The sequence below is a fragment of the Mesorhizobium sp. M1D.F.Ca.ET.231.01.1.1 genome, from assembly GCF_003999155.2.
GTDB lineage: Bacteria > Pseudomonadota > Alphaproteobacteria > Rhizobiales > Rhizobiaceae > Mesorhizobium.
Window position 1 is genome coordinate 250553 of the sequence record NZ_RZOZ02000004.1, and the last position, 18848, is coordinate 269400.

Genomic DNA, 18848 nt, shown 5'->3' on the forward strand with positions numbered 1-18848 from the left:
ACAAATGCTTGAACTCGAATGCGGGTCTAAATTCAGGCCACGTCTTGGCAGGCACCGGAGGAGGTGTCGTGATTTGGAGGAATCCCATGCTGAACAGACGCAGATTCTTGATGACCACCGCCGCGGCCGGTGCTGCCGGTTTCGCCGCTTTGCACCTCACGCCAGCCTTTGCGCAGGACGCCCCGCAGATCCAGATCTTCGTGCCGGCGGCGCCCGGCGGCGGCTGGGACCAGACCGCGCGCACGATCGACCAGGTGCTGCGCTCCGAAAAACTGATCTCCGGCTCGCAGATCACCAATGTCGGCGGCGCCGGCGGCACGGTCGGCCTGCCGCAGTTCGTCAACCAGTGGAAGGGCAAGGGCAATTCGCTGATGGTCGCCGGCATGGTAATGGTCGGCGCCATCATCGCCAACAAGTCGGCCAACAACCTTACCGAAGTGACGCCTATCGCCCGCCTCACCGGCGAGTTCGAGGCGCTGGTGGTGCCGGCAGCCTCGCCGTTCAAGACGGCTAACGATTTCGTCGCGGCGCTCAAGGAGGATCCGACGAAGGTCCCGGTTGCCGGCGGTTCTGCCGGCGGTTCCGACCACATCCTGTTCGGCCTGATCGCCAAGACGGCCGGCGTGCCTGCCGCCAACCTGTCCTATGTGCCGTTCGCCGGCGGCGGCGAGGCGCTGTCGGCGCTGCTCGGCAACCAGGTCTCAGCCGGCATTTCCGGCTATGGCGAATTCTCCGAGCAGGTCAAGGCCGGCGCGCTCAGGCTGCTGGCGATCTCGTCGGACAAGCGCCAGGAAGGCATCGACGCACCGACGCTGAAAGAAGCCGGCATCGATGTCGAATTGTTCAACTGGCGCGGCGTCTTCGCCCCGCCCGGCGTTTCCGACGACGACAAGGCGGCGATGATCAAGCTGGTCGAGACCATGGCCAAGAGCGAAGCCTGGGCGACCGAGTGCAAGAACCGCAACTGGACGCCGATCCTTTTGACCGGCGACGACTATGCCAAGTTCGTCGCCGAGGATACCGCCCGCATCGGCGCCATCCTCAAGGATCTCGGTCTCGCCTGAGCCGGTTTCCGCCTGATCTCGAGGGAGGCCGCATCGCCTCCTTCGAGACGGCGTGGACATGCGGCGGTTCAGGAATGAAACTGCGGCGATGCCGGTCGTGGAAGGCCGGCCATACGGGGAGGAGATCATGAGCACCAGCGACCAGCCGGCGTCACCGCCGCGCCCTGCCATACCCGAATTGCTGATCGGCATCGGGCTCCTCGCCTGCGCCGGCGCCGTTGCCTGGCAGACCCTGGCGATCCCGGCGTCGCCGCTCTATTCCAAGGTCGGCCCGAGGGTCTTTCCCTATATCACCATGGCCGGGATGATCGTGCTTTCCCTGCTGCTCATCCTTGCCGGCCTGCGCGGCGGCTGGCAGCCGGAGGAAGAAAAGGAAACGCCGACCGACTGGAAGGCGATGGGCCTGGTGGTTGCCGGCCTCGTCGCCAATCTCCTGCTCATCCAGCCGCTCGGCTTCACCGTCGCCTCGGTGATCATGTTCGTGCTGGTCTGCTTCGGCTTCGGCAGCCGGCATCCGCTGCGCGATGCGTTGCTCGGCCTGGTGCTTGCGCTGGCGGCCTATTTCGGCTTCGCCAGGGCGCTCGGCGTCAACATCGGCGCCGGCCTGATCGAGAACCAGCTCAATGCGCTGATCAACGCCGTCCTCGGTGTCGGGAAAGGCTGAGACGATGGACACGCTCGGTTATCTCGCGCACGGATTCGCGGTCGCCTTCACGCCGACCAATCTGTTGTGGTGCCTGCTCGGCACGACGCTCGGAACCGCGATCGGCGTGCTGCCCGGCCTCGGGCCGGCGTTGACCATCGCGCTGCTTTTGCCGATCACCTACCAGGTGGCGCCGGAAGCTTCCTTCATCCTGTTTGCCGGCATCTATTACGGCGCCATGTATGGCGGCTCGACGACGTCGATCCTGCTCAACACGCCAGGCGAAAGCGCCACCATCGTCACCGCGCTCGAGGGCAACCGGATGGCGCGCTCGGGCCGTGGCGGCGCGGCGCTCGCGACCTCCGCGATCGGCTCGTTCGTGGCCGGCACCATCGGCACGCTGGGCGTCGCCTTCCTGGCGCCGATCGTGGTCAAATTCGCGCTGGCCTTCGGGCCGGCGGAGTACTTCTCGCTGATGGTGCTCGCCTTCATCACCGTTTCGGCGGTGCTCGGCTCGTCTTCAGTGCGGGGACTCACCAGCCTCTTCGTCGGCTTCGTCATCGGCATGATCGGCGTCGACCTGCAGACCGGGCAGCCGCGCTTCACCTTCGGCATGGGCGAGCTGCTCGACGGCGTCGACGTCATCGTCGTCGCGGTCGGCCTCTTCGCGGTCGGCGAGACGCTCTACATGGCCTCGCGGCGCTATGCCGGCAAGGACGAGATCGTGCCGCTGAAGGGCTCGCTCTACATGACGGCTTCCGAATGGGCGCGCTCGTGGAAGCCGTGGCTCAGGGGCGCGGCGATCGGCTTCCCGATCGGCGCGATGCCGGCCGGCGGCGCCGAGATCCCGACGTTTCTCTCCTATGCCATCGAGAAGAAACTCTCCAGACACAAGGAAGAATTCGGCACGGTCGGCGCCATCGAAGGCGTCGCCGGGCCGGAGGCCGCCAACAATGCGTCCGCCGCCGGGGTTCTGGTGCCGATGCTCACGCTCGGCCTGCCGACCTCGGCGACGGCGGCGATAATGCTGTCGGCCTTCCAGAGCTACGGCATCAATCCCGGACCGCTGCTGTTGACGACGCAGGCCAATCTCGTCTGGGGCCTGATCGCCAGCCTGTTCATCGCCAATGTCATCCTGGTCATCCTCAACCTGCCGCTGATCGGGCTGTGGGTGCGTCTGCTGAAAATCCCGGCGCCGCAGCTTTATGCAGGCATCCTGGTGTTCGCCACCGTCGGCACCTACGGCATCTCGCAGTCGCCGATCGACCTCGTCATCCTCTACCTGCTGGGCGCGGCGGGCTTCCTGATGCGGCGCTTCGATTTCCCGACTGCGCCCGTCATCATCGGCATGATTCTCGGGCCGCTCGCCGAGACGCAGTTCCGCCGGGCAATGACGATCGCCAATGGCGACTGGACGGTGTTCTACCGGCACCCGCTGTCGCTGACGCTCTTGACGCTGGCTTTCATCGGTCTCGTCGGCCCGCATATCTGGGCCTGGATCGAACACCGGCGCACGCGCGGGCCGGAGCATGTGCCGGGCGATGCCTGACCGATTTGGAGCCTCATGACAGACCTGCTTTCCGGCATCCGCGTCCTCGACCTCACCAACGTGCTGGCGGGTCCTTACTGCGCCTACCAGCTGGCGCTGCTCGGCGCCGACGTCATCAAGGTCGAGGCGCCGCCGGGCGGCGATCTGGCACGCCAACTCGGCGCCTCGCCGACACTCAACCAGGCCGGCATGGGGGCGTCCTTTCTGGCGCAGAACGCCGGCAAACGATCGGTCGTCCTCGACCTGAAGAAGGAAGCCGACCGCGACCGCTTCCTCGATCTTGTCGCCACGTCGGACGCTCTGGTCGAGAACTTCCGGCCGGGCGTGATGGATCGGCTCGGCCTCGGCCATGAGAGGCTGAAAGAAGTCCGGCCGAGCCTCGTCTATTGCGCGATATCGGGTTTCGGCCAGACCGGGCCGATGCGCGGGAACCCGGCCTATGACCAGATCATCCAGGGACTGTCCGGGATCATGAGCATCACCGGTACGCCGGAGACCGCGCCGCTGCGCGTGGGCTATCCGGTCGCCGACACGCTTGGCGGGCTGGTCGGCGCCTTCGCGATCGCCGCAGCGCTTGTCCGGCAGAAGACGAGCGGCGAGGGCGCCTTCCTCGATGTGTCGATGCTTGAATGCACGCTGTCGGCGCTCGGCTGGCCGGTGTCGAATTATCTGACGGCGGGCGTCGAGCCGCGGCCGATGGGCAACGAGAACATGACGGCCGCCCCCTCCGGCGCTTTCCGCACCGGCGAGGGCCTGCTCAACATCGCCGCCAACAAGCAGGAACAGTTCGTGACCCTTTGCGGATTGATCGGCCGGCCGGACCTCGCGTCGGATCCGCGTTTCGCCGAGCGCGAGACGCGCAAAGAGAACCGGGCCGCATTGAAGACGCTGATCGAGGACGCGCTGGCCGGCGCTCCGGCCGCTGCCTGGGAAGAAAAGCTCAACCGGGCCGGCGTGCCGGCGGGGCGCGTGCTGACGATCCCGCAAGTGCTGGAGGAACGTCAGGTGACGGAGCGCGGCATGGCGACCCGCTTCCAGCATGTGGAGGGCATGGACCGGCCGCTGACCGTGGTGCGCGGCGGCTTCATGGTCGACGGCGCGGCGCCTGCGCCCGCCGGGCCGCCGCCGCGGCTCGGCGAGCATGTGGACGAGGTGTTCGCCACCTTGCCGGCGCGCGGCAAAACGAGGGCGCGGGCATGAGCGACGAGAAGGAGACCGGCCGCGAGCGTGGCGAGGAGTGGTGGCAGACCGGGATCATCGAGATGCGTCCCGGCGTGATCCGGCTGCGCGGCTACGAGATCCAGGACCTGATCGGCCGCGTCAGCTTCCCGGCGATGATCTGGCTGATGCTGCGCGGCGAATTGCCGAGCGAGGACCAGGCGACGCTGCTCGGCGTCGCGCTCGGCGCCGCCGTCGACCATGGCCCGCAGGCGCCGTCGATCGCGATCGCGCGCATGGCGGCCACCTGCGGCGTCGGCATCAACAACGCCATGGCCTCGGCCATCAACGTGCTGGGCGACGTGCATGGCGGGGCCGGCGAGCAGGCGCTTTGCTTCTACGGCGACATCGCCGCGGCGATGGATGGCGGCGCCAGCCTTGCGGAAGCGGCGGCGGCGCGGCTCGACCGGTTCTTCGCCGAGGACAAAGGCTATGTTCCCGGCCTTGGCCATCGTTTCCACCCGATCGATCCGCGGGCGCCGCGCCTCGTCGAACTGACGCGCGAATTTGCCATGCGCGGCGTCATCAGCGGGCGCTTCGCCGACATTGCCGAGGCGGTCGAGGCGGAGGTCGCAACGCGCAAAGGCAAGACGATCCCGCTCAACATCGACGGCGCCACCGCCGTCATCTATGGCGAGCTTGGCTTCCCGCCGCCGCTGACGCGCGGCCTCTTCGTGCTGTCGCGCTCGGTCGGCATCCTGGCGCATGCCTGGGAACAGTCGCAGGAGAGCGACCGCAACAAGGGGCCGCTGCCCAAGGAGTGGCTGTGGGCTTATACGGGGACGCCTGCACGGCCATTTCCCGAGTAGGGAGGTCCTGTCAGGCTGGAGCGGTCGCGGGGATCGTCAAATCCCTAAGCAGCGTCGAAAGCTCCGGCTCGTCGATGAGCAGCGCGGCATCGGCCGCCGGCAGCCAGGCCCGCTGCCGGTTGGCCGCCTCCCGCCAGTCTGCCATCTCTTCGGTGACCTCCAGCAGATAGACGGCAACGTCGACGCGAATGAAACCGTTGGTCATGCGTTTCCAGTAGGAATAGGTGCCGGCAGGCTGCTTCAGCGCCTTGCCCAGCACGCCCGCTTCTTCCTGGGCCTCGATCGTTGCCGCCTTGCGCCCGCTCTTGCCCTTCATCGGCCAGCCCTTGGGCACAATGAAGCGTCTGGTGGTGCGCGAGGTGACCAGCAACACCTCGAGATGGCCGTCTTCGCGCAAACGAAAGGGAATGGCCGCCACCTGGCGGATCCGCTCCCCTTTCCTTGCCCTGCGTGCTGCTTTCTTCTTGGCTGTTGCCATCCCAAAATCCGGTGAGAGCGGGGTTCCTGCTGTATGGTATCCACACGGCAAAAATCCCGCTTCTGCAATCCCAAAACCGCCGCCCCATGCAATCCGATTTCGCCGACGCTAAGTCGGCTAAATAAACCGAAAAAAGAAGGATGTCAGCGGCAAACCCGCGAAATCGTGGTGCCAATCACCTGAGACTGGCAATTCTGCTTGACGACCGGCACTTCAGGACGAGGCTTCGGCAGGATCTGCCGGTCCTGCTCGCGGTACAGCTGCTGCTGTTGCTGGAACTGCTGCCGCTGCAGCTGGTTCCGGAGCGTCTGCAGCTCGTTCTGCTGGATCAGGGCGTTGCGGTTCGTCGGGATGACGACCTGGGCCGAAGCATATGAAGCCGCGCCCAAAAGGGCCGCGGTCGACAGAGCCGCCGAAATCAGAACCGCCGATAAGCGAGGATTCGACATCGCTTCCTTCCCGCATGAAAACAGAACCTGCCCGTAATGTAGGGCATTTGTCCGGATGTACCATGGTTCAAGGGACTGATCTCGCGGCATCGACGCCTGCCGCCGGTCGCTCGTTTCCCCTTCAATCCACCTCGCGCAAACGGTAGCCGACACCGGTCTCGGTGATGATGTAGCGCGGCTGGTCCGGCGTCTTCTCGATCTTCTGCCGCAACTGGCGGACATAGACCCTGAGATACTGCACGTCGGTGGAGTCGTTCCAGATCTGCTTCATCAGGAACTGGTGGGTCAGCACCTTGCCGGCATACTGCACGAGCATGCGCAGTATGTCGTATTCTTTCGGCGACAGTTTCACTTCCTTGCCCTCGACCTTGACGATGCGTTTGACGAGGTCGACGCGGAGATCGCCGGTCTGGAACACCGGCTTTTCGCCCTGCTGCTGGAATTTGTGGCGCAGCGCCACGCGGATGCGGGCGACGAGCTCGTTCATGCCGAAGGGTTTCGTCACGTAGTCGTCCGCGCCGAGCTCGAGCGCCTGGACGATGCCGGCCTCGTCGGTGCGGCTCGACAGGATGACGACCGGAATATCGAGGCCGTCGCCGCGCCATTTGCCGAGCAGCTCGAGGCCGGTCATGCCGGGCAGGCCAAGGTCGAGGAGGATCAGGTCGGGCCGTTGCGCCTCGATCAGCTCGATCGCCGCCTTGGCATTCGGCGCTTCGGATACCGCATAGCCCTGGCTGCCGAGTCCGACGCGAAGCAGCTTGCGGATCGGCGGCTCGTCGTCGACGACAAGGATGCCGACGTTCTGACTGGTCATGCCGTACGGTCCATTCTGGCGTCGCTCATGTCGGGCAAATCCGCCGGCACCGGCATGCGGATGGTGAAGATCGCGCCTGGACGGTCGGTCCGGTTCGCCGCCGAGATGGTGCCGCCCATGGCCTCGACGAAGCCGCGGCTGATCGACAGGCCGAGACCCGTGCCGGCGCGGACCTGGTCGCGCTTGCGCACCCGGTAGAAGGTGTCGAAGATCCGCTCGAGGTCGTTGGGCGGGATGCCCGGTCCCTCGTCCATGACCTGCAGGATGACGGACCCGTTGTCGACCCAGCCCTGCAGGCGGATGGTCGAGCCGGGCGGCGCATATTTCGCGGCATTGTCGAGGAGGTTGAACAGCGCCTGCTCGAACAGGACAGGGTCGAGGCGCAGCATCGGCAAGTCCGGCGGAATGTCGGTGTCGATCCGGTGCTCGCCGGTGATCTTGCTGGCCCGATCGAGCGCCGAGCCGACGATGTCGCCGACATAGTGGAAGGCGAAGTTCGGCTCCATGGCGCCCGACTCGATCTTGGTCATGTCGAGCAGGTTGGCGATGAAGCGGTTCAGCCGCTCCGATTCATCGACGACGGTCGAGAGAAGTTCCGCGCGGTCCTTCTCGGGAAGGGCGGGCGCGTATTCCCGCAGCGTGCCGGCGGCGCCCATGATGGCGGCAAGCGGCGTCTTCAGGTCATGCGAGATCGATGTGAGCAGCGCCGTGCGCAACCGGTCCGCTTCCGCCGCCAGCCTGGCGCGATCGACATCGGCGACGAGCTGGATGCGCTCGATGGCGACTGCCGCCTGGTCGGCGAGCGCGTCGAGAAGGCGCTGCTGCTCGGGCGTCAGCAGCGGTCCCTGCTTGTCGTTGTCGAGGCCGACGACGCCGACCGCCGTGCGCCCCGTACGCAGGGGCAGGTAGAGGCGCTTCGCGCCGGGCAGCGTGTCGGCGCCGCGGCCGGCCGGGCGGTCGTGCTCCCAGGCCCAGCGGGCGGCCGCGATATCGGCTTCGGCCAGCGTGTCGTCCGGCGGATAGCCGGCCTTGACGGTGATTGAGCCGTCTTCCGGCAAAAGCAGCACCACGCGCACTTTCAGCATCGAGGCGATCTGGAAGGCGGTGGCCCACAGCACGTCGTCGAGCGTGCCGGCGCCGGCGAGCTTCTTCGAGAAGGAATAGATGTCCTCGGTGGCGCGTGCGCGCGAACGGGCGGCGACGGCCTGGCGTTGGACGCGGGCGGTCAGGTTGCTGGCGATGACGGCGACGACAAGGAAGACGGCGAAGGCCACGATGCTCTCCGGGTCCCTGATCGTCAGCGTGTAGCGCGGCTCGAGGAAGAAGTAGTTGAAGCCGAGCGCGCTGAGGAAGCAGGCATAGAGCGCCGGCCAGAGCCCGCAGGTCACCGCCGACGTCAGCACCGACAACAGCAGGACAATTGCCAGATTGCGCACGTCGAGGAACTGATCGAGAATCGAGCTGACGGCCAGCGCGCCCGCGACATAAGCCGTGGCGAGCAGATAGGGCCAGACCTGGAAAGGCTTCTTCTCGGTGGCCGCCTTCACCCTTTGCGAAGGCGTCAATGCCTCGCGCTCGGTTCCCGAAATGACGTGGACGCTGATGTCGCCGGCATTGCGGATCAGATCATAGGTGAGCGAGCCCTCGATCAGTTCCCGCCAGCGCGAGCGAGTCGGCCTGCCGACGACGATATGGGTGAAGTTGTTGGCCGTGGCGTGGCGCACGATGTCCTGGGCGACGTTCTGGCCGGGGATGGTAGCCACCTCGGCGCCCAGCTGCTCGGCAAGCCGCAGGTTCGTCGCCAGCCGGTCCTTGTCCTCTTCCGACATGCCGGCCAGCCGGGGGGTGTCGACATGCAGCGCCGTCCATGGCGCGCGCAGCCGGTCGGCGAGCCGGCGCGCGTAGCGGATGCGGGCGGCGCCGCCGGGGCGGGAGTCGACGCAGACGAGCACCCGTTCGCCGGCGGCCCACGGCCCGGGAATGGCGTGGGACTGCATGTGGTTGAGCAACTGCTCGTCGACACGCTGGGCGGTGCGCCTCAGCGCCAGCTCGCGCAGTGCCGTCAAATTGCCCGGCGAGAAATAGTTCTCGATGGCGCGCTGGGCGGTTTGAGGGAAGTAGACCTTGCCTTCATGCAGCCGCTGGATCAGGTCGTTGGGGGTGAGGTCGATGACCTCGATATCGTCGGCCTCGTCGATGATGGAATCGGGAACGGTCTCGCGCACCCGGACGCGGGTGATCTGCGCCACGACATCGTTCAGGCTTTCGACATGCTGGATGTTGAGCGTGGTATAGACGTCGATGCCATGCGTCAGGATTTCCTGCACATCGAGGTAGCGCTTCGGGTGTCTGCTGCCGGGCGCGTTGGTGTGGGCGAGCTCGTCGACCAGGACCAGCGCCGGGCGCCGCTTCTGGATGGCGTCGATATCCATCTCGTCGAGGGTGCGCCCCCGGTACTCGACCTCGCGCCGCGGGATCACCTCATAGCCATCGACCAGCGCCTGGGTTTCCTTGCGGCCGTGTGTCTCGACGACGCCGATCACCACGTCGATGCCGTCGGCGCGCCGGGCGCGGCCCGCCATCAGCATCTCATAGGTCTTGCCGACGCCGGGCGCAGCACCCAGGAAGATGCGCAGACGGCCGCGGCCTTCCCGCTCGGCATGCTCGAGCAGCGCGTCGGGAGATGGTCTATTCTCGGAGTTGGTCCTGTCGTCCGGCATCAAGTCCAATCATGAATTGTGCCGGGGATCGTGTCGATCCCCGGCACGGGTGCTGACTACTTCAGGTCGTCCAGCGCGAGGTTCAGCGCCAGCACGTTGACCACCGGCTCACCCATGAAGCCCAGTTCGCGCGGCTCGACATGGCTGTCGACAAGCGACCTCACCTTCGCTTCATCGATGCCCCGGGCCTTGGCGACGCGCGGCACCTGGAAATAGGCATCCTCGGGGCTGATGTCAGGGTCGAGGCCGCTGCCCGAGGCGGTGACAAGGGCCATCGGCACCGGCGCGGCCGGGTTCTCCGCCTTCAGCTTCTCGGCAAGGCCCTTGATGCGCTCGATCAGCTTCGGATTGGTCGGTCCGAGATTCGAGCCGCTCGAGGCAGCGGCATTATAGCCGTCGCCGGCGGCCGATGGCCTGCCATGAAAGTAACGATCGCGGGCGAAGGCCTGGCCGATCAGGCTCGAGCCGATGACCTTGCCGTCCTTCTCGGTCAGGCTGCCATTGGCCTGGTCGGGGAACAGCGCCTGGGCGATGCCGGTCATGCCGATCGGATAGATCAGGCCGGTGAGAACCGTGAAGAAGACGATCACGACAAAGGCGGGTCTGAGTTGCTTGAACATCGGAACAGATCCTTATGCGAGGCCAAGGGCCGTGACGATCAGGTCGATCGCCTTGATGCCGACGAACGGCACGACGATGCCGCCGAGGCCGTAGACGAGCAGGTTGCGGGTGAGCAGCGCGCCTGCGCCGATGGCGCGGTATTTCACGCCCTTCAGCGACAACGGGATCAGCGCGATGATGATCAGCGCGTTGAAGATGATGGCCGACAGGATGGCGCTTTGCGGCGTCGCCAGATGCATGACGTTGAGCGCCTGCAGCGGTCCGGCCGCCTGTCCCGGCGCGGCGTAGAAGACCGCGAACATCGCCGGGATGATGGCGAAGTACTTGGCCACGTCGTTGGCGATCGAGAAGGTGGTCAACGACCCGCGGGTCATAAGAAGCGCCTTGCCGATCTCGACGATCTCGATCAGCTTGGTCGGGTCGCTGTCGAGGTCGACCATGTTGCCGGCCTCGCGCGCGGCGACGGTACCGGTGTTCATGGCGACGCCGACATCGGCCTGGGCAAGCGCCGGTGCGTCGTTGGTGCCGTCGCCGCACATGGCGACCAGCTTGCCCTTGGCCTGCTCCTCGCGGATCAGCGACAGCTTGTTCTCCGGCGTCGCCTGGGCGAGGAAGTCGTCGACGCCGGCCTCGGCGGCGATGGCCGCCGCCGTCAGCGGATTGTCGCCGGTGATCATCACCGTGCGGATGCCCATCTTGCGCAGCTCCGCGAAGCGCTCGCTGATGCCGCCCTTGACGATGTCCTTGAGGTGGACGACGCCGAGCAGTCGCCCGTCGCGCTCGACCGCCAGCGGCGTGCCGCCGGCCTTGGCGATCTCGTCGGCGATGGCCTGCAGGTCGCGGATCGTGTCGCTGGTCGGACGCGCGCCATGGGCGGCGGCCGTCGCCCGGTTGAGATGGGCCAGCACCGCGTCGACCGCGCCCTTGCGCACCGACGAGCCGTCGATGTCGACGCCGCTCATGCGGGTCTGTGCGGTGAAGGGCACGAAAGCCGCATGCAATGATGCCATGTCGCGGGCACGGAAGCCGTATTTCTCCTTGGCCAGCACGACGATGGAGCGGCCTTCCGGCGTCTCGTCGGCCAGCGAGGCGAGCTGGGCGGCATCGGCGAGCTCCTGCTCGGTGACGCCCTTGACCGGGCGGAACTCGGTCGCCTGGCGGTTGCCGAGCGTGATGGTGCCGGTCTTGTCGAGGAGGAGCGTGTCGACGTCGCCGGCGGCCTCGACGGCGCGGCCGGACATTGCCAGCACGTTGAAGCGCACCAGGCGGTCCATGCCGGCGATGCCGATGGCCGAAAGCAGCGCGCCGATCGTGGTCGGGATCAGCGTCACGAACAGCGCGACGAGGATAGTCACTGGAATGTAGCCGCCCGAATAGGAGGCGAAGCTCGGGATGGTCGCGGTGGCCAGCACGAAGATCAGCGTCATGCCGACCAAGAGGATGTTGAGCGCGATCTCGTTCGGCGTCTTCTGGCGCTCGGCACCTTCGACCAGCGAGATCATGCGGTCGAGGAAGGTGTGGCCAGAGGCGGCGCTGATACGCACGCGGATCCAGTCGGACAGCACCTGCGTGCCGCCGGTGACAGCCGAGCGGTCGCCGCCGGACTCGCGGATGACCGGGGCGGATTCGCCGGTGATCGCGGCCTCGTTGACGGAGGCCACGCCTTCGATCACCTCGCCGTCGGAGGGGATGATGTCGCCGGTTTCGACCAGCACGACGTCGCCGACCTTCAGGCTGGTGCCGGGCACGAGCTTGAACTTCGAGCGATCCTCGCCGTTGACGAGCAGCTTGGCCTGGGTCTCGGTGCGCGCCTTGCGCAGCGAGTCGGCCTGCGCCTTGCCGCGGCCTTCGGCAACCGCCTCGGCGAAGTTGGCGAACAGCACGGTGAACCAGAGCCAGACGATGATCTGCAGGGTGAAGCCGAGATCGCCGCCGCCGGCCACCAGGTCGCGGACGAACAGCACGGTGGTGAGCAGCGAGACGACCGCGACGACGAACATCACCGGATTGCGGATCAGCGTGCGCGGATCGAGCTTGCGGAAGGCGGCGCCGATGGCGGGCACCAGGATGTGGGCATCCAGGATGCTCGCGGATTTGGATGGGCTCATTTCGAGGCTCCGGTATCGGTTATGTTGGATGGCGCCGGGTGCTCGGTCTTCGGCAACAGGTGCGGAAGAGCGGACGCCAGCAGCCACAGCACGAACAGCACGGCCGCCATGCCGAGGAAGGTGGAGAGCGTCGGGAAGGGACGAGGCTTCTCGTCCCGTCCGTCGTCGGGCTGTCCGCCACCGGGTTGGTGACGATCGTGCCGACGTATGTTGTTGAACCAGGGCATGGTCATCTCAGAAGGTCTGTCCGTGGATCATCGCCAGGTGCTCGACGATCGGACCGACGGCGAGCGAGGGGAAGAAGGTGAGGCCGCCGACGATGATGATGACACCGACCAGCAGCCCGACGAACAGCATGCCGTCGGTCGGGAAGGTGCCGGCGGAAGCAGGCACGATCTTCTTCGCGGCCAGCGAGCCGGCGATGGCCAAAGCCGGGATGATGACCAGGAAGCGGCCCATCAGCATGCCGATGGCCATGGTGATGTTGTACCAGGGCGTGTTGCCGGTGAGGCCACCGAAGGCCGAGCCGTTGTTCGCGGCCGCCGAGGTGTAGGCGTAGAGCACCTCGGTGAAGCCGTGCGGGCCGCCATTGGCCATCGAGGCCACGGCGCTCGGCAAGACCACGGCGATGGCGGTGAAGATCAGCATCGCCAGCGGCAGGCAGAGGATGGCCAGCATCGCCATCTTGACTTCCTTGGCCTCGATCTTCTTGCCGAGATATTCCGGTGTGCGGCCGACCATCAGGCCGGCGACGAAGACGGCGACGACGACGAACATCAGGATGCCGTAGAAGCCGGCGCCGACGCCGCCGACGATGACCTCGCCGAGTTGCATGTTGATGAGCGGGATCATGCCGCCGAGCGCGGTGAAACTGTCATGCATGGCGTTGACGGCGCCGCAGGAGGCCGCCGTGGTGATGACGGCGAACAGTGCCGACAAGGCGATGCCGAAGCGTGTCTCCTTGCCTTCCATGTTGCCGCCGTCGATGCCGAGCGCATGCACCAGCGGGTTGCCGGCGGCTTCGGCCCAGTAGCAGACGATGACGCCGGCGAGGAACAGCACGCCCATCGAGGCGAGGATCGCCCAGCCCTGGCGCTGGTTGCCGACCATGCGGCCGAAGACGTTGGTGAGGCCGGCGCCGAGGGCGAAGATCGACAGCATCTGGATAAGGTTGGAGATCGCATCCGGGTTCTCGAACGGATGCGCGGCATTGGCGTTGAAGAAGCCGCCGCCATTGGTGCCGAGCATCTTGATGGCGACCTGCGAGGCGACCGGCCCGAGCGCGATGGTCTGCTTGGCGCCTTCCAGCGTGGTCGCATCGACGTACGGGCCGAGGGTCTGCGGCATGCCCAGCCAGACATAGACGAGCGTCAGCACGACGCAGAGCGGCAAGAGGACGTAAAGCGTGCAGCGGGTCAGATCGACCCAGAAATTGCCGATCGACCGGCCGGAAGCGCGGCCAAAGCCGCGGATCAAGGCGATCGCGATGGCAATGCCGGTGGCGGCCGAGACGAAGTTCTGGACGGTGAGGCCGGCCATCTGCACGAGGTAGGACATCGTGCTTTCGCCGCCGTAGTTCTGCCAGTTGGTGTTGGTGATGAAGCTCGCCGCGGTGTTGAAGGCAAGCTGCGGATCGACCGCGGTCATTCCCGCGGGATTGTAGGGCAGCACGCCCTGCAGCCGCTGCAGCGCGTAGAGAACCAGCAGGCCGGCGAGATTGAAGACCAGCATGCCGGTTGCGTAGACGGCCCAGTGCTGTTCTTCCTTCTCGCCCGTTCCGGCGAGACGGTAGAGACCGCGCTCGATCGGAACCAGCACTGGCGACAGCAAGGTCCGGTCGCCGTTGAAGACCCGGAACATGTAGCCGCCGAGCGGCTTCACGAGCAAAAGCAGGATCCCGCAATAGACGAGGATCTGTATCCAGCCATTGAGTGTCATGATGAGCTCCGCGTGCCGGTCAGAAGCGCTCTGGGCGGATGAGCGCGTAGGTGAGATAGGCAAGCAGGAACAAGGTCGCCGCGCCGCCGAGTATGTAGTCTAGAAGCATGATCCGGTCCTTCCGCTCAGATTCTGTCGCAGGCTTTGACGTAGGCTAAGGACAGGGCGAAGAACAAAATCCCGATCCCGAGAACTATGAGGTCCATGGTTGCATTCCTTGCTTTCGCTCGTGTTTTCCCGCCTGGCGCAGGCAGGACCAAAACTGCATGCGGGCGCACGTCATCTTGGTGACTACGGCGGTCAAAACTTCTTTTCGGAACGGAATATGGACCCGGCCGCCATAAAGGTTCGAGACGGGGCGGGGAGAAAAGATATAGGATTTTTATAGGCGTTTTGACGGTTCTTGGGTTGGCGTAGCCGACGATCCTCGTCGACAATGCTTCCACGCCGGCTGTTCCAGCATTCGAGCGGCAAGCAAAGCCGCCTCGAGGTCATGACGGTCAAACGAGCTGCAGCAGCGCAGTCCGCAAATCAATCTGTGGCTATCTTACTTGCTATGCTACTTTCCTAGACGGCGGCTGGGGCGGGTCGCAATCGATGGCGTGCAAGCACGTGACTTGGACGCACGAAGGCGAAGCCGGCCAGCGGGCGGCAGGGAAGGACTGGCCGATGACCGAAGCCGACAGTCATGCGGCTATGATCTGCGTAATCCAGGGAAACGAAGAAGAATGCTCGACATCGCACCATCGCAACAGGCGGCAACCTGGCTCGGCACCTTCGGCCGTGCGCTCGAGGCCGGCGACATCGAGGCGGCGACCAACCTTTTCATCGAGGATTGCTACTGGCGCGATTTGCTTGCCTTCACCTGGAACATAAAAACCATGGAAGGGCCGGCGGCGATCCGCGAGATGCTGGGGGCGACGCTGTCGATGGCGCAGCCCTTGCATTGGCGCCTGTCCGGTGAAGCAAGCGTCGATGACGGCGTCATCGAGGCCTGGTTCACTTTCGAGACGGTGGTGGCGCGAGGCGAGGGCATCCTGCGGCTCAGGGACGGCCGCTGCCGCACGCTGTTCACGGCGATGAGCGAGCTCAAGGGCTTCGAGGAGCAAAAGGGACCGGCCCGTCCGCTCGGCATCCGCCACAAGGCCGATCCCGAGCGTGAGACCTGGGCGGAGAAAAGGGCGCGCGAGGCGCGCGAGCTTGGCGTGCACGAGCAGCCCTATTGCCTGGTGATCGGCGGCGGCCAGGGCGGCATCATGCTCGGCGCCCGGCTGCGACAGCTCGGCGTTCCGACGCTTATCGTCGAGAAGAATGCGCGCGCGGGCGATTCCTGGCGCAACCGCTACCGTTCGCTCGTGCTGCACGATCCGGTCTGGTACGACCATCTGCCCTACATTCCGTTCCCGGAGAACTGGCCGGTCTTCACGCCCAAGGACAAGATGGGCGACTGGCTTGAAATGTATGCCCGCGTCATGGAGCTGAACTACTGGGTCGCCACCAAATGCGTAAGCGCCGCCTATGACGAGGCCGAAAAGGTCTGGACGGTGGTGGTCGACCGCGTCGGCCAGCGCATCACGCTGAAGCCGAAGCATATCGTCTTCGCCACCGGCGCCTACGGGCCGCCGCGTCAGATCGATCTCCCCGGCGCGGACAGCTTCACGGGCGAGCTCCTCCATTCCAGCCAGTATTCCACCGGCGAGCCGTTCCGCGGCAAGCGCGTCGCGGTGATCGGCGCGGCAAGTTCGGGCCATGATGTCAGCGTCGATCTCTGGGAGGCAGGCGCCAAGATTACCATGGTGCAGCGCTCGCCGACGACGGTGGTGAAGTCCGACACGCTGATGGAAGTCGGCTTCGAGATCTTTTCGGAGAAGGCGCTGGCGCGCGGCATCACCACCGACAAGGCCGACATGATCGTCGCCTCGACGCCGTTCGCGCTGGTGCCGAAAGGTCAGCGCGCACTCTACGATATCATCCGTGAGCGCGACGCGGAATTCTACGAGCGCCTCAGCGCCAGCGGCTTCGCCATCGACTTCGGCGAGGACGAGACCGGGCTTTTGATGAAGGCCTATCGCACCGGTTCAGGTTTCTACATCGACGTCGGCGCCTGCGAGCTGATCCTGAACGGCGAGATCGCGGTGAAGAGCGGCGTCGGCATCAAGTCGCTGACGCCGAGCGGCATCCTGTTCGAGGACGGCAGCGAACTTGCCGTCGACGCGATCATCTCCTGCACCGGCTACCAGTCGATGAACGAGACGGTGGCGGGGATCGTCTCGCGCGAGGTTGCCGACAAGGTCGGCCCGTGCTGGGGCCTTGGCTCCGGCGTCAAGGGCGACCCCGGCCCGTGGCAGGGCGAGTTGCGCAACATGTGGAAGCCGACGGCGCAGGAGGCGCTGTGGTTCCACGGCGGCAACCTGGCGCTGTCGCGCTTCTATTCGAAGTTCGTGGCGATGCAGCTCAAGGCGCGCATGGAAGGGATTGCGACGCCGGTTTACGGCGAGCCGAGCAATTCGCGAACCTAGCGTTCGTCATTCTAGGGCGGAGCAAGGAGCGAAGCGACGCGCGAAGACCCTAGAATCCATGCCATGACATTTGTGGCGTACGCAAGCGGACCAGAACGGGCTTCTTTCACGGGATCGTCTCGAGCCCATTCTGCACCGCCGCATTCTTAGGCAACAGTCACGGCATGGATTCTAGGGTCTGCGTTCCGCTTCGCGTCGCTCCGCCCTAGAATGACGAAGATGAAGGGCCAAAATGCCTGGCCGCGACATCGACATGCGTATGATGCGCGTGCGCTTCGAAGCGCTCGGTCTCGTTGTGGTCGGGCGCTTCGTTCGGCCACCATTTGCCGCCGATGACGATGCCGTTGGAGACCAGCCGCTGGTCCGCGCCCAGCGAGGCGCCGACCGCGTCGACGAAGGTGAAGCGACCCGGCTGCAATTTGAGCACCGCGACTTCGCCGATGCCGCCAACCTTCAGCGTGCCGAGCTCTGGCCTCGCGATTGCCTCCGCCGGGCGCTGCGTTGCCGCGCGCAGCACCTCGACCAGCGGCATGCCGAGCGCCATGAGCTTAGACATGCAGACGAGGATGTCGAAGGCCGGGCCGTCGACGCAGTACAGATGCACATCGCTCGAGATGACGTCGGGCGCCAGGCCTTCGGCAAGCATCGCCTTCGCGACCTCGAAGTCGAAGGAGCCCATGCCGTGGCCGATGTCGAAGATGACGCCGCGCTCGCGGGCAAGGCGCATGTCCGGCCGCACCGCGCCCGAAGCGAAGACCGGCGCGTTGGGAAACGGTCGGAAGCAGTGGGTGAGGATATCGCCGCGGCGCAGCCTGGGCAGCACTTCCGAGCGGCCGGGCGGCGGCTCGTCGATATGTGCCATCAGCGGTAGGCCGACCTTGTCGGCGGCCTCGAGCGCGAGGTCGACCGGCGCGATGCCGCTGGTGCCGCCGGCATGCTTGCCGGAACGCACCTTGACGCCGACGACGACGTCGGCGTGCTCGCGCACCGCCGCCACCGTCTCGCGCGGCTCGCAGAGCCTGAGATCGGAACATTCGCCGACGGACACGGTCTTGGCGAAGCCGAAGATGCCGGCGAAGGAGATGTTGACATAGGCGAGGATGCGGACCTTCGAACGCTCGATGACATGGCGGCGAAAGCCCAGGAAATTGCCGGCTCCGGCGCTGCCGGCGTCGATGAAGGTGGTGGTGCCGCTCTTGGCGGCGAGCCCGTCGGCATCGACGCCAAGCGACGTGCCGCCCCAGTAGACATGGCTGTGCAGGTCGACGAGCCCGGGCGTGACGATGCAGTCCCTGGCGTCGACGACCTCACCGGCGGCCTCGGCATCGATCGCCGCGTCGATGGCGGCGACGCGGCCATCGGCGATGGCGACGTCGCGTGATGCGTCGAGGCCTGACGCCGGATCAATCACACGACCGCCCTTGATCAGCAGATCGAACTGCATTGGCGCCTCCTCGCTATCGTTCCGTGATCAGGCCGGCCGGTAAGCTACAGCTTCGACCTCGATCTTGATGTCGATCATTAGGCGCGACTCGACGGTGGTGCGCGCCGGCGGGTCGTTCGGGAAATGCCTGGCATAGACCGTGTTGAAGGCGCCGAAATCGCGGGCGTCCTCGAGCCAGACGGTGGTCTTGACCACATCGTCCATGGTGCAGCCGGCAAGCGCCAGCGCGGCCTTGACGTTCTGCAGCACCTGCTCGGCCTGCTCTGTAATCCCACCCTTGACCACGAGGCCGTCGCTTCCCACCGGCACCTGGCCGGAGACATAGACGAAATCGCCGGCGCGCACGGCTGGCGAGAGCGGGACATGCGACTTTCCAAAGCATTGCTTGGACAAATGAGCCTCCTGTTGTCGACCGGATGGGTCGCCCTTGTAGCCGTCTACGCTTATCGGCGTGCCCCCCGTAGAGCAATGTCG

Annotated in this window: 17 protein-coding genes; 6 read left to right on the forward strand and 11 right to left on the reverse strand. The window is 65.8% G+C overall.

From position 1 onward, the window contains the following. Positions 1 to 86: 86 nt before the first annotated feature. The 5 genes from EN874_RS13810 to EN874_RS13830 all read left to right on the forward strand — a co-directional run bounded on the left by EN874_RS13810 (position 87) and on the right by EN874_RS13830 (position 5283). Positions 87 to 1064 carry a tripartite tricarboxylate transporter substrate-binding protein gene (locus tag EN874_RS13810; protein WP_127425226.1) on the forward strand — a complete coding sequence of 326 codons (978 nt, stop codon included), beginning with the start codon at positions 87 to 89 and terminating at the stop codon, positions 1062 to 1064. A gap of 127 nt (positions 1065 to 1191) precedes the next feature. Further along, positions 1192 to 1728 carry a tripartite tricarboxylate transporter TctB family protein gene (locus tag EN874_RS13815; RefSeq protein WP_127425227.1) on the forward strand — a complete coding sequence of 179 codons (537 nt, stop codon included), beginning with the start codon at positions 1192 to 1194 and terminating at the stop codon, positions 1726 to 1728. A gap of 4 nt (positions 1729 to 1732) precedes the next feature. Beyond that, positions 1733 to 3256: a tripartite tricarboxylate transporter permease gene (locus EN874_RS13820; protein ID WP_127425228.1), complete on the forward strand. Its 1524-nt coding sequence runs from the start codon at positions 1733 to 1735 to the stop codon at positions 3254 to 3256. Positions 3257 to 3271: 15 nt separating this feature from the next. Then, a complete protein-coding gene (locus EN874_RS13825) occupies positions 3272 to 4456 on the forward strand; it encodes a CoA transferase (protein WP_127425229.1) in 1185 nt (394 codons plus the stop codon). Beyond that, positions 4453 to 5283 (forward strand): citryl-CoA lyase, encoded by an 831-nt coding sequence (locus EN874_RS13830; RefSeq protein ID WP_127425230.1) that lies wholly within the window; start codon positions 4453 to 4455, stop codon positions 5281 to 5283. Before EN874_RS13825 ends, EN874_RS13830 begins: the two co-directional genes overlap by 4 nt. Positions 5284 to 5293: 10 nt before the next feature. Here the strand turns inward: EN874_RS13830 and EN874_RS13835 are convergent, their stop codons facing one another. The 9 genes from EN874_RS13835 to kdpF all read right to left on the reverse strand — a co-directional run bounded on the left by EN874_RS13835 (position 5294) and on the right by kdpF (position 14520). Continuing rightward, positions 5294 to 5761: an NUDIX hydrolase gene (locus EN874_RS13835; protein ID WP_127425231.1), complete on the reverse strand. Its 468-nt coding sequence runs from the start codon at positions 5759 to 5761 to the stop codon at positions 5294 to 5296. A gap of 143 nt (positions 5762 to 5904) precedes the next feature. Beyond that, positions 5905 to 6210, reverse strand: coding sequence for a hypothetical protein (locus tag EN874_RS13840; RefSeq protein WP_127425232.1), 306 nt, complete (start codon positions 6208 to 6210; stop codon positions 5905 to 5907). A 121-nt stretch (positions 6211 to 6331) separates the two neighbouring features. Beyond that, a complete protein-coding gene (locus tag EN874_RS13845) occupies positions 6332 to 7024 on the reverse strand; it encodes a response regulator transcription factor (protein ID WP_126087651.1) in 693 nt (230 codons plus the stop codon). After that, on the reverse strand, positions 7021 to 9744 hold the full coding sequence (locus EN874_RS13850; protein WP_127425233.1) for a sensor histidine kinase KdpD: 2724 nt from the start codon (positions 9742 to 9744) through the stop codon (positions 7021 to 7023). The genes EN874_RS13845 and EN874_RS13850 overlap by 4 nt, the downstream gene beginning before the upstream one ends. Positions 9745 to 9800: 56 nt before the next feature. Beyond that, the gene (kdpC, locus tag EN874_RS13855) at positions 9801 to 10364 is read right to left on the reverse strand and encodes a potassium-transporting ATPase subunit KdpC (protein WP_127425234.1); all 564 of its coding nucleotides are present in this window, start codon (positions 10362 to 10364) and stop codon (positions 9801 to 9803) included. Between the two features lie 12 nt (positions 10365 to 10376). Continuing rightward, positions 10377 to 12473 carry a potassium-transporting ATPase subunit KdpB gene (gene kdpB, locus EN874_RS13860; protein ID WP_127425235.1) on the reverse strand — a complete coding sequence of 699 codons (2097 nt, stop codon included), beginning with the start codon at positions 12471 to 12473 and terminating at the stop codon, positions 10377 to 10379. After that, positions 12470 to 12706, reverse strand: coding sequence for a hypothetical protein (locus tag EN874_RS13865; protein WP_245513557.1), 237 nt, complete (start codon positions 12704 to 12706; stop codon positions 12470 to 12472). Before EN874_RS13865 ends, kdpB begins: the two co-directional genes overlap by 4 nt. A gap of 1 nt (position 12707) precedes the next feature. Next, the gene (kdpA, locus tag EN874_RS13870) at positions 12708 to 14411 is read right to left on the reverse strand and encodes a potassium-transporting ATPase subunit KdpA (protein WP_127425236.1); all 1704 of its coding nucleotides are present in this window, start codon (positions 14409 to 14411) and stop codon (positions 12708 to 12710) included. A gap of 19 nt (positions 14412 to 14430) precedes the next feature. Continuing rightward, a complete protein-coding gene (gene kdpF / locus EN874_RS13875) occupies positions 14431 to 14520 on the reverse strand; it encodes a K(+)-transporting ATPase subunit F (RefSeq protein ID WP_126087656.1) in 90 nt (29 codons plus the stop codon). A gap of 619 nt (positions 14521 to 15139) precedes the next feature. Here kdpF and EN874_RS13885 point away from each other — a divergent pair. Further along, positions 15140 to 16930 (forward strand): NAD(P)/FAD-dependent oxidoreductase, encoded by a 1791-nt coding sequence (locus EN874_RS13885; protein WP_127425238.1) that lies wholly within the window; start codon positions 15140 to 15142, stop codon positions 16928 to 16930. Positions 16931 to 17135: 205 nt separating this feature from the next. Here the strand turns inward: EN874_RS13885 and EN874_RS13890 are convergent, their stop codons facing one another. Together EN874_RS13890 and EN874_RS13895 are read right to left on the reverse strand one after the other, a co-directional pair. After that, positions 17136 to 18374 carry an amidohydrolase/deacetylase family metallohydrolase gene (locus EN874_RS13890; protein ID WP_127425239.1) on the reverse strand — a complete coding sequence of 413 codons (1239 nt, stop codon included), beginning with the start codon at positions 18372 to 18374 and terminating at the stop codon, positions 17136 to 17138. 27 nt (positions 18375 to 18401) lie between these two features. Continuing rightward, positions 18402 to 18767 carry a RidA family protein gene (locus EN874_RS13895; protein WP_126087659.1) on the reverse strand — a complete coding sequence of 122 codons (366 nt, stop codon included), beginning with the start codon at positions 18765 to 18767 and terminating at the stop codon, positions 18402 to 18404. Between the last annotated feature and the right edge of the window lie 81 nt (positions 18768 to 18848).

What these genes read in the sequence shown, in the direction of transcription:
- EN874_RS13810 (WP_127425226.1), top strand. Translation starts at nt 87, where the DNA reads ATGCTGAACAGACGCAGATTCTTGATGACCACCGCCGCGGCCGGTGCT.
- EN874_RS13815 (WP_127425227.1), top strand. Translation starts at nt 1,192, where the DNA reads ATGAGCACCAGCGACCAGCCGGCGTCACCGCCGCGCCCTGCCATACCC.
- EN874_RS13820 (WP_127425228.1), top strand. Translation starts at nt 1,733, where the DNA reads ATGGACACGCTCGGTTATCTCGCGCACGGATTCGCGGTCGCCTTCACG.
- EN874_RS13825 (WP_127425229.1), top strand. Translation starts at nt 3,272, where the DNA reads ATGACAGACCTGCTTTCCGGCATCCGCGTCCTCGACCTCACCAACGTG.
- EN874_RS13830 (WP_127425230.1), top strand. Translation starts at nt 4,453, where the DNA reads ATGAGCGACGAGAAGGAGACCGGCCGCGAGCGTGGCGAGGAGTGGTGG.
- EN874_RS13835 (WP_127425231.1), bottom strand. Translation starts at nt 5,761, where the DNA reads ATGGCAACAGCCAAGAAGAAAGCAGCACGCAGGGCAAGGAAAGGGGAG.
- EN874_RS13840 (WP_127425232.1), bottom strand. Translation starts at nt 6,210, where the DNA reads ATGTCGAATCCTCGCTTATCGGCGGTTCTGATTTCGGCGGCTCTGTCG.
- EN874_RS13845 (WP_126087651.1), bottom strand. Translation starts at nt 7,024, where the DNA reads ATGACCAGTCAGAACGTCGGCATCCTTGTCGTCGACGACGAGCCGCCG.
- EN874_RS13850 (WP_127425233.1), bottom strand. Translation starts at nt 9,744, where the DNA reads ATGCCGGACGACAGGACCAACTCCGAGAATAGACCATCTCCCGACGCG.
- kdpC (WP_127425234.1), bottom strand. Translation starts at nt 10,364, where the DNA reads ATGTTCAAGCAACTCAGACCCGCCTTTGTCGTGATCGTCTTCTTCACG.
- kdpB (WP_127425235.1), bottom strand. Translation starts at nt 12,473, where the DNA reads ATGAGCCCATCCAAATCCGCGAGCATCCTGGATGCCCACATCCTGGTG.
- EN874_RS13865 (WP_245513557.1), bottom strand. Translation starts at nt 12,706, where the DNA reads ATGACCATGCCCTGGTTCAACAACATACGTCGGCACGATCGTCACCAA.
- kdpA (WP_127425236.1), bottom strand. Translation starts at nt 14,411, where the DNA reads ATGACACTCAATGGCTGGATACAGATCCTCGTCTATTGCGGGATCCTG.
- kdpF (WP_126087656.1), bottom strand. Translation starts at nt 14,520, where the DNA reads ATGCTTCTAGACTACATACTCGGCGGCGCGGCGACCTTGTTCCTGCTT.
- EN874_RS13885 (WP_127425238.1), top strand. Translation starts at nt 15,140, where the DNA reads ATGCTCGACATCGCACCATCGCAACAGGCGGCAACCTGGCTCGGCACC.
- EN874_RS13890 (WP_127425239.1), bottom strand. Translation starts at nt 18,374, where the DNA reads ATGCAGTTCGATCTGCTGATCAAGGGCGGTCGTGTGATTGATCCGGCG.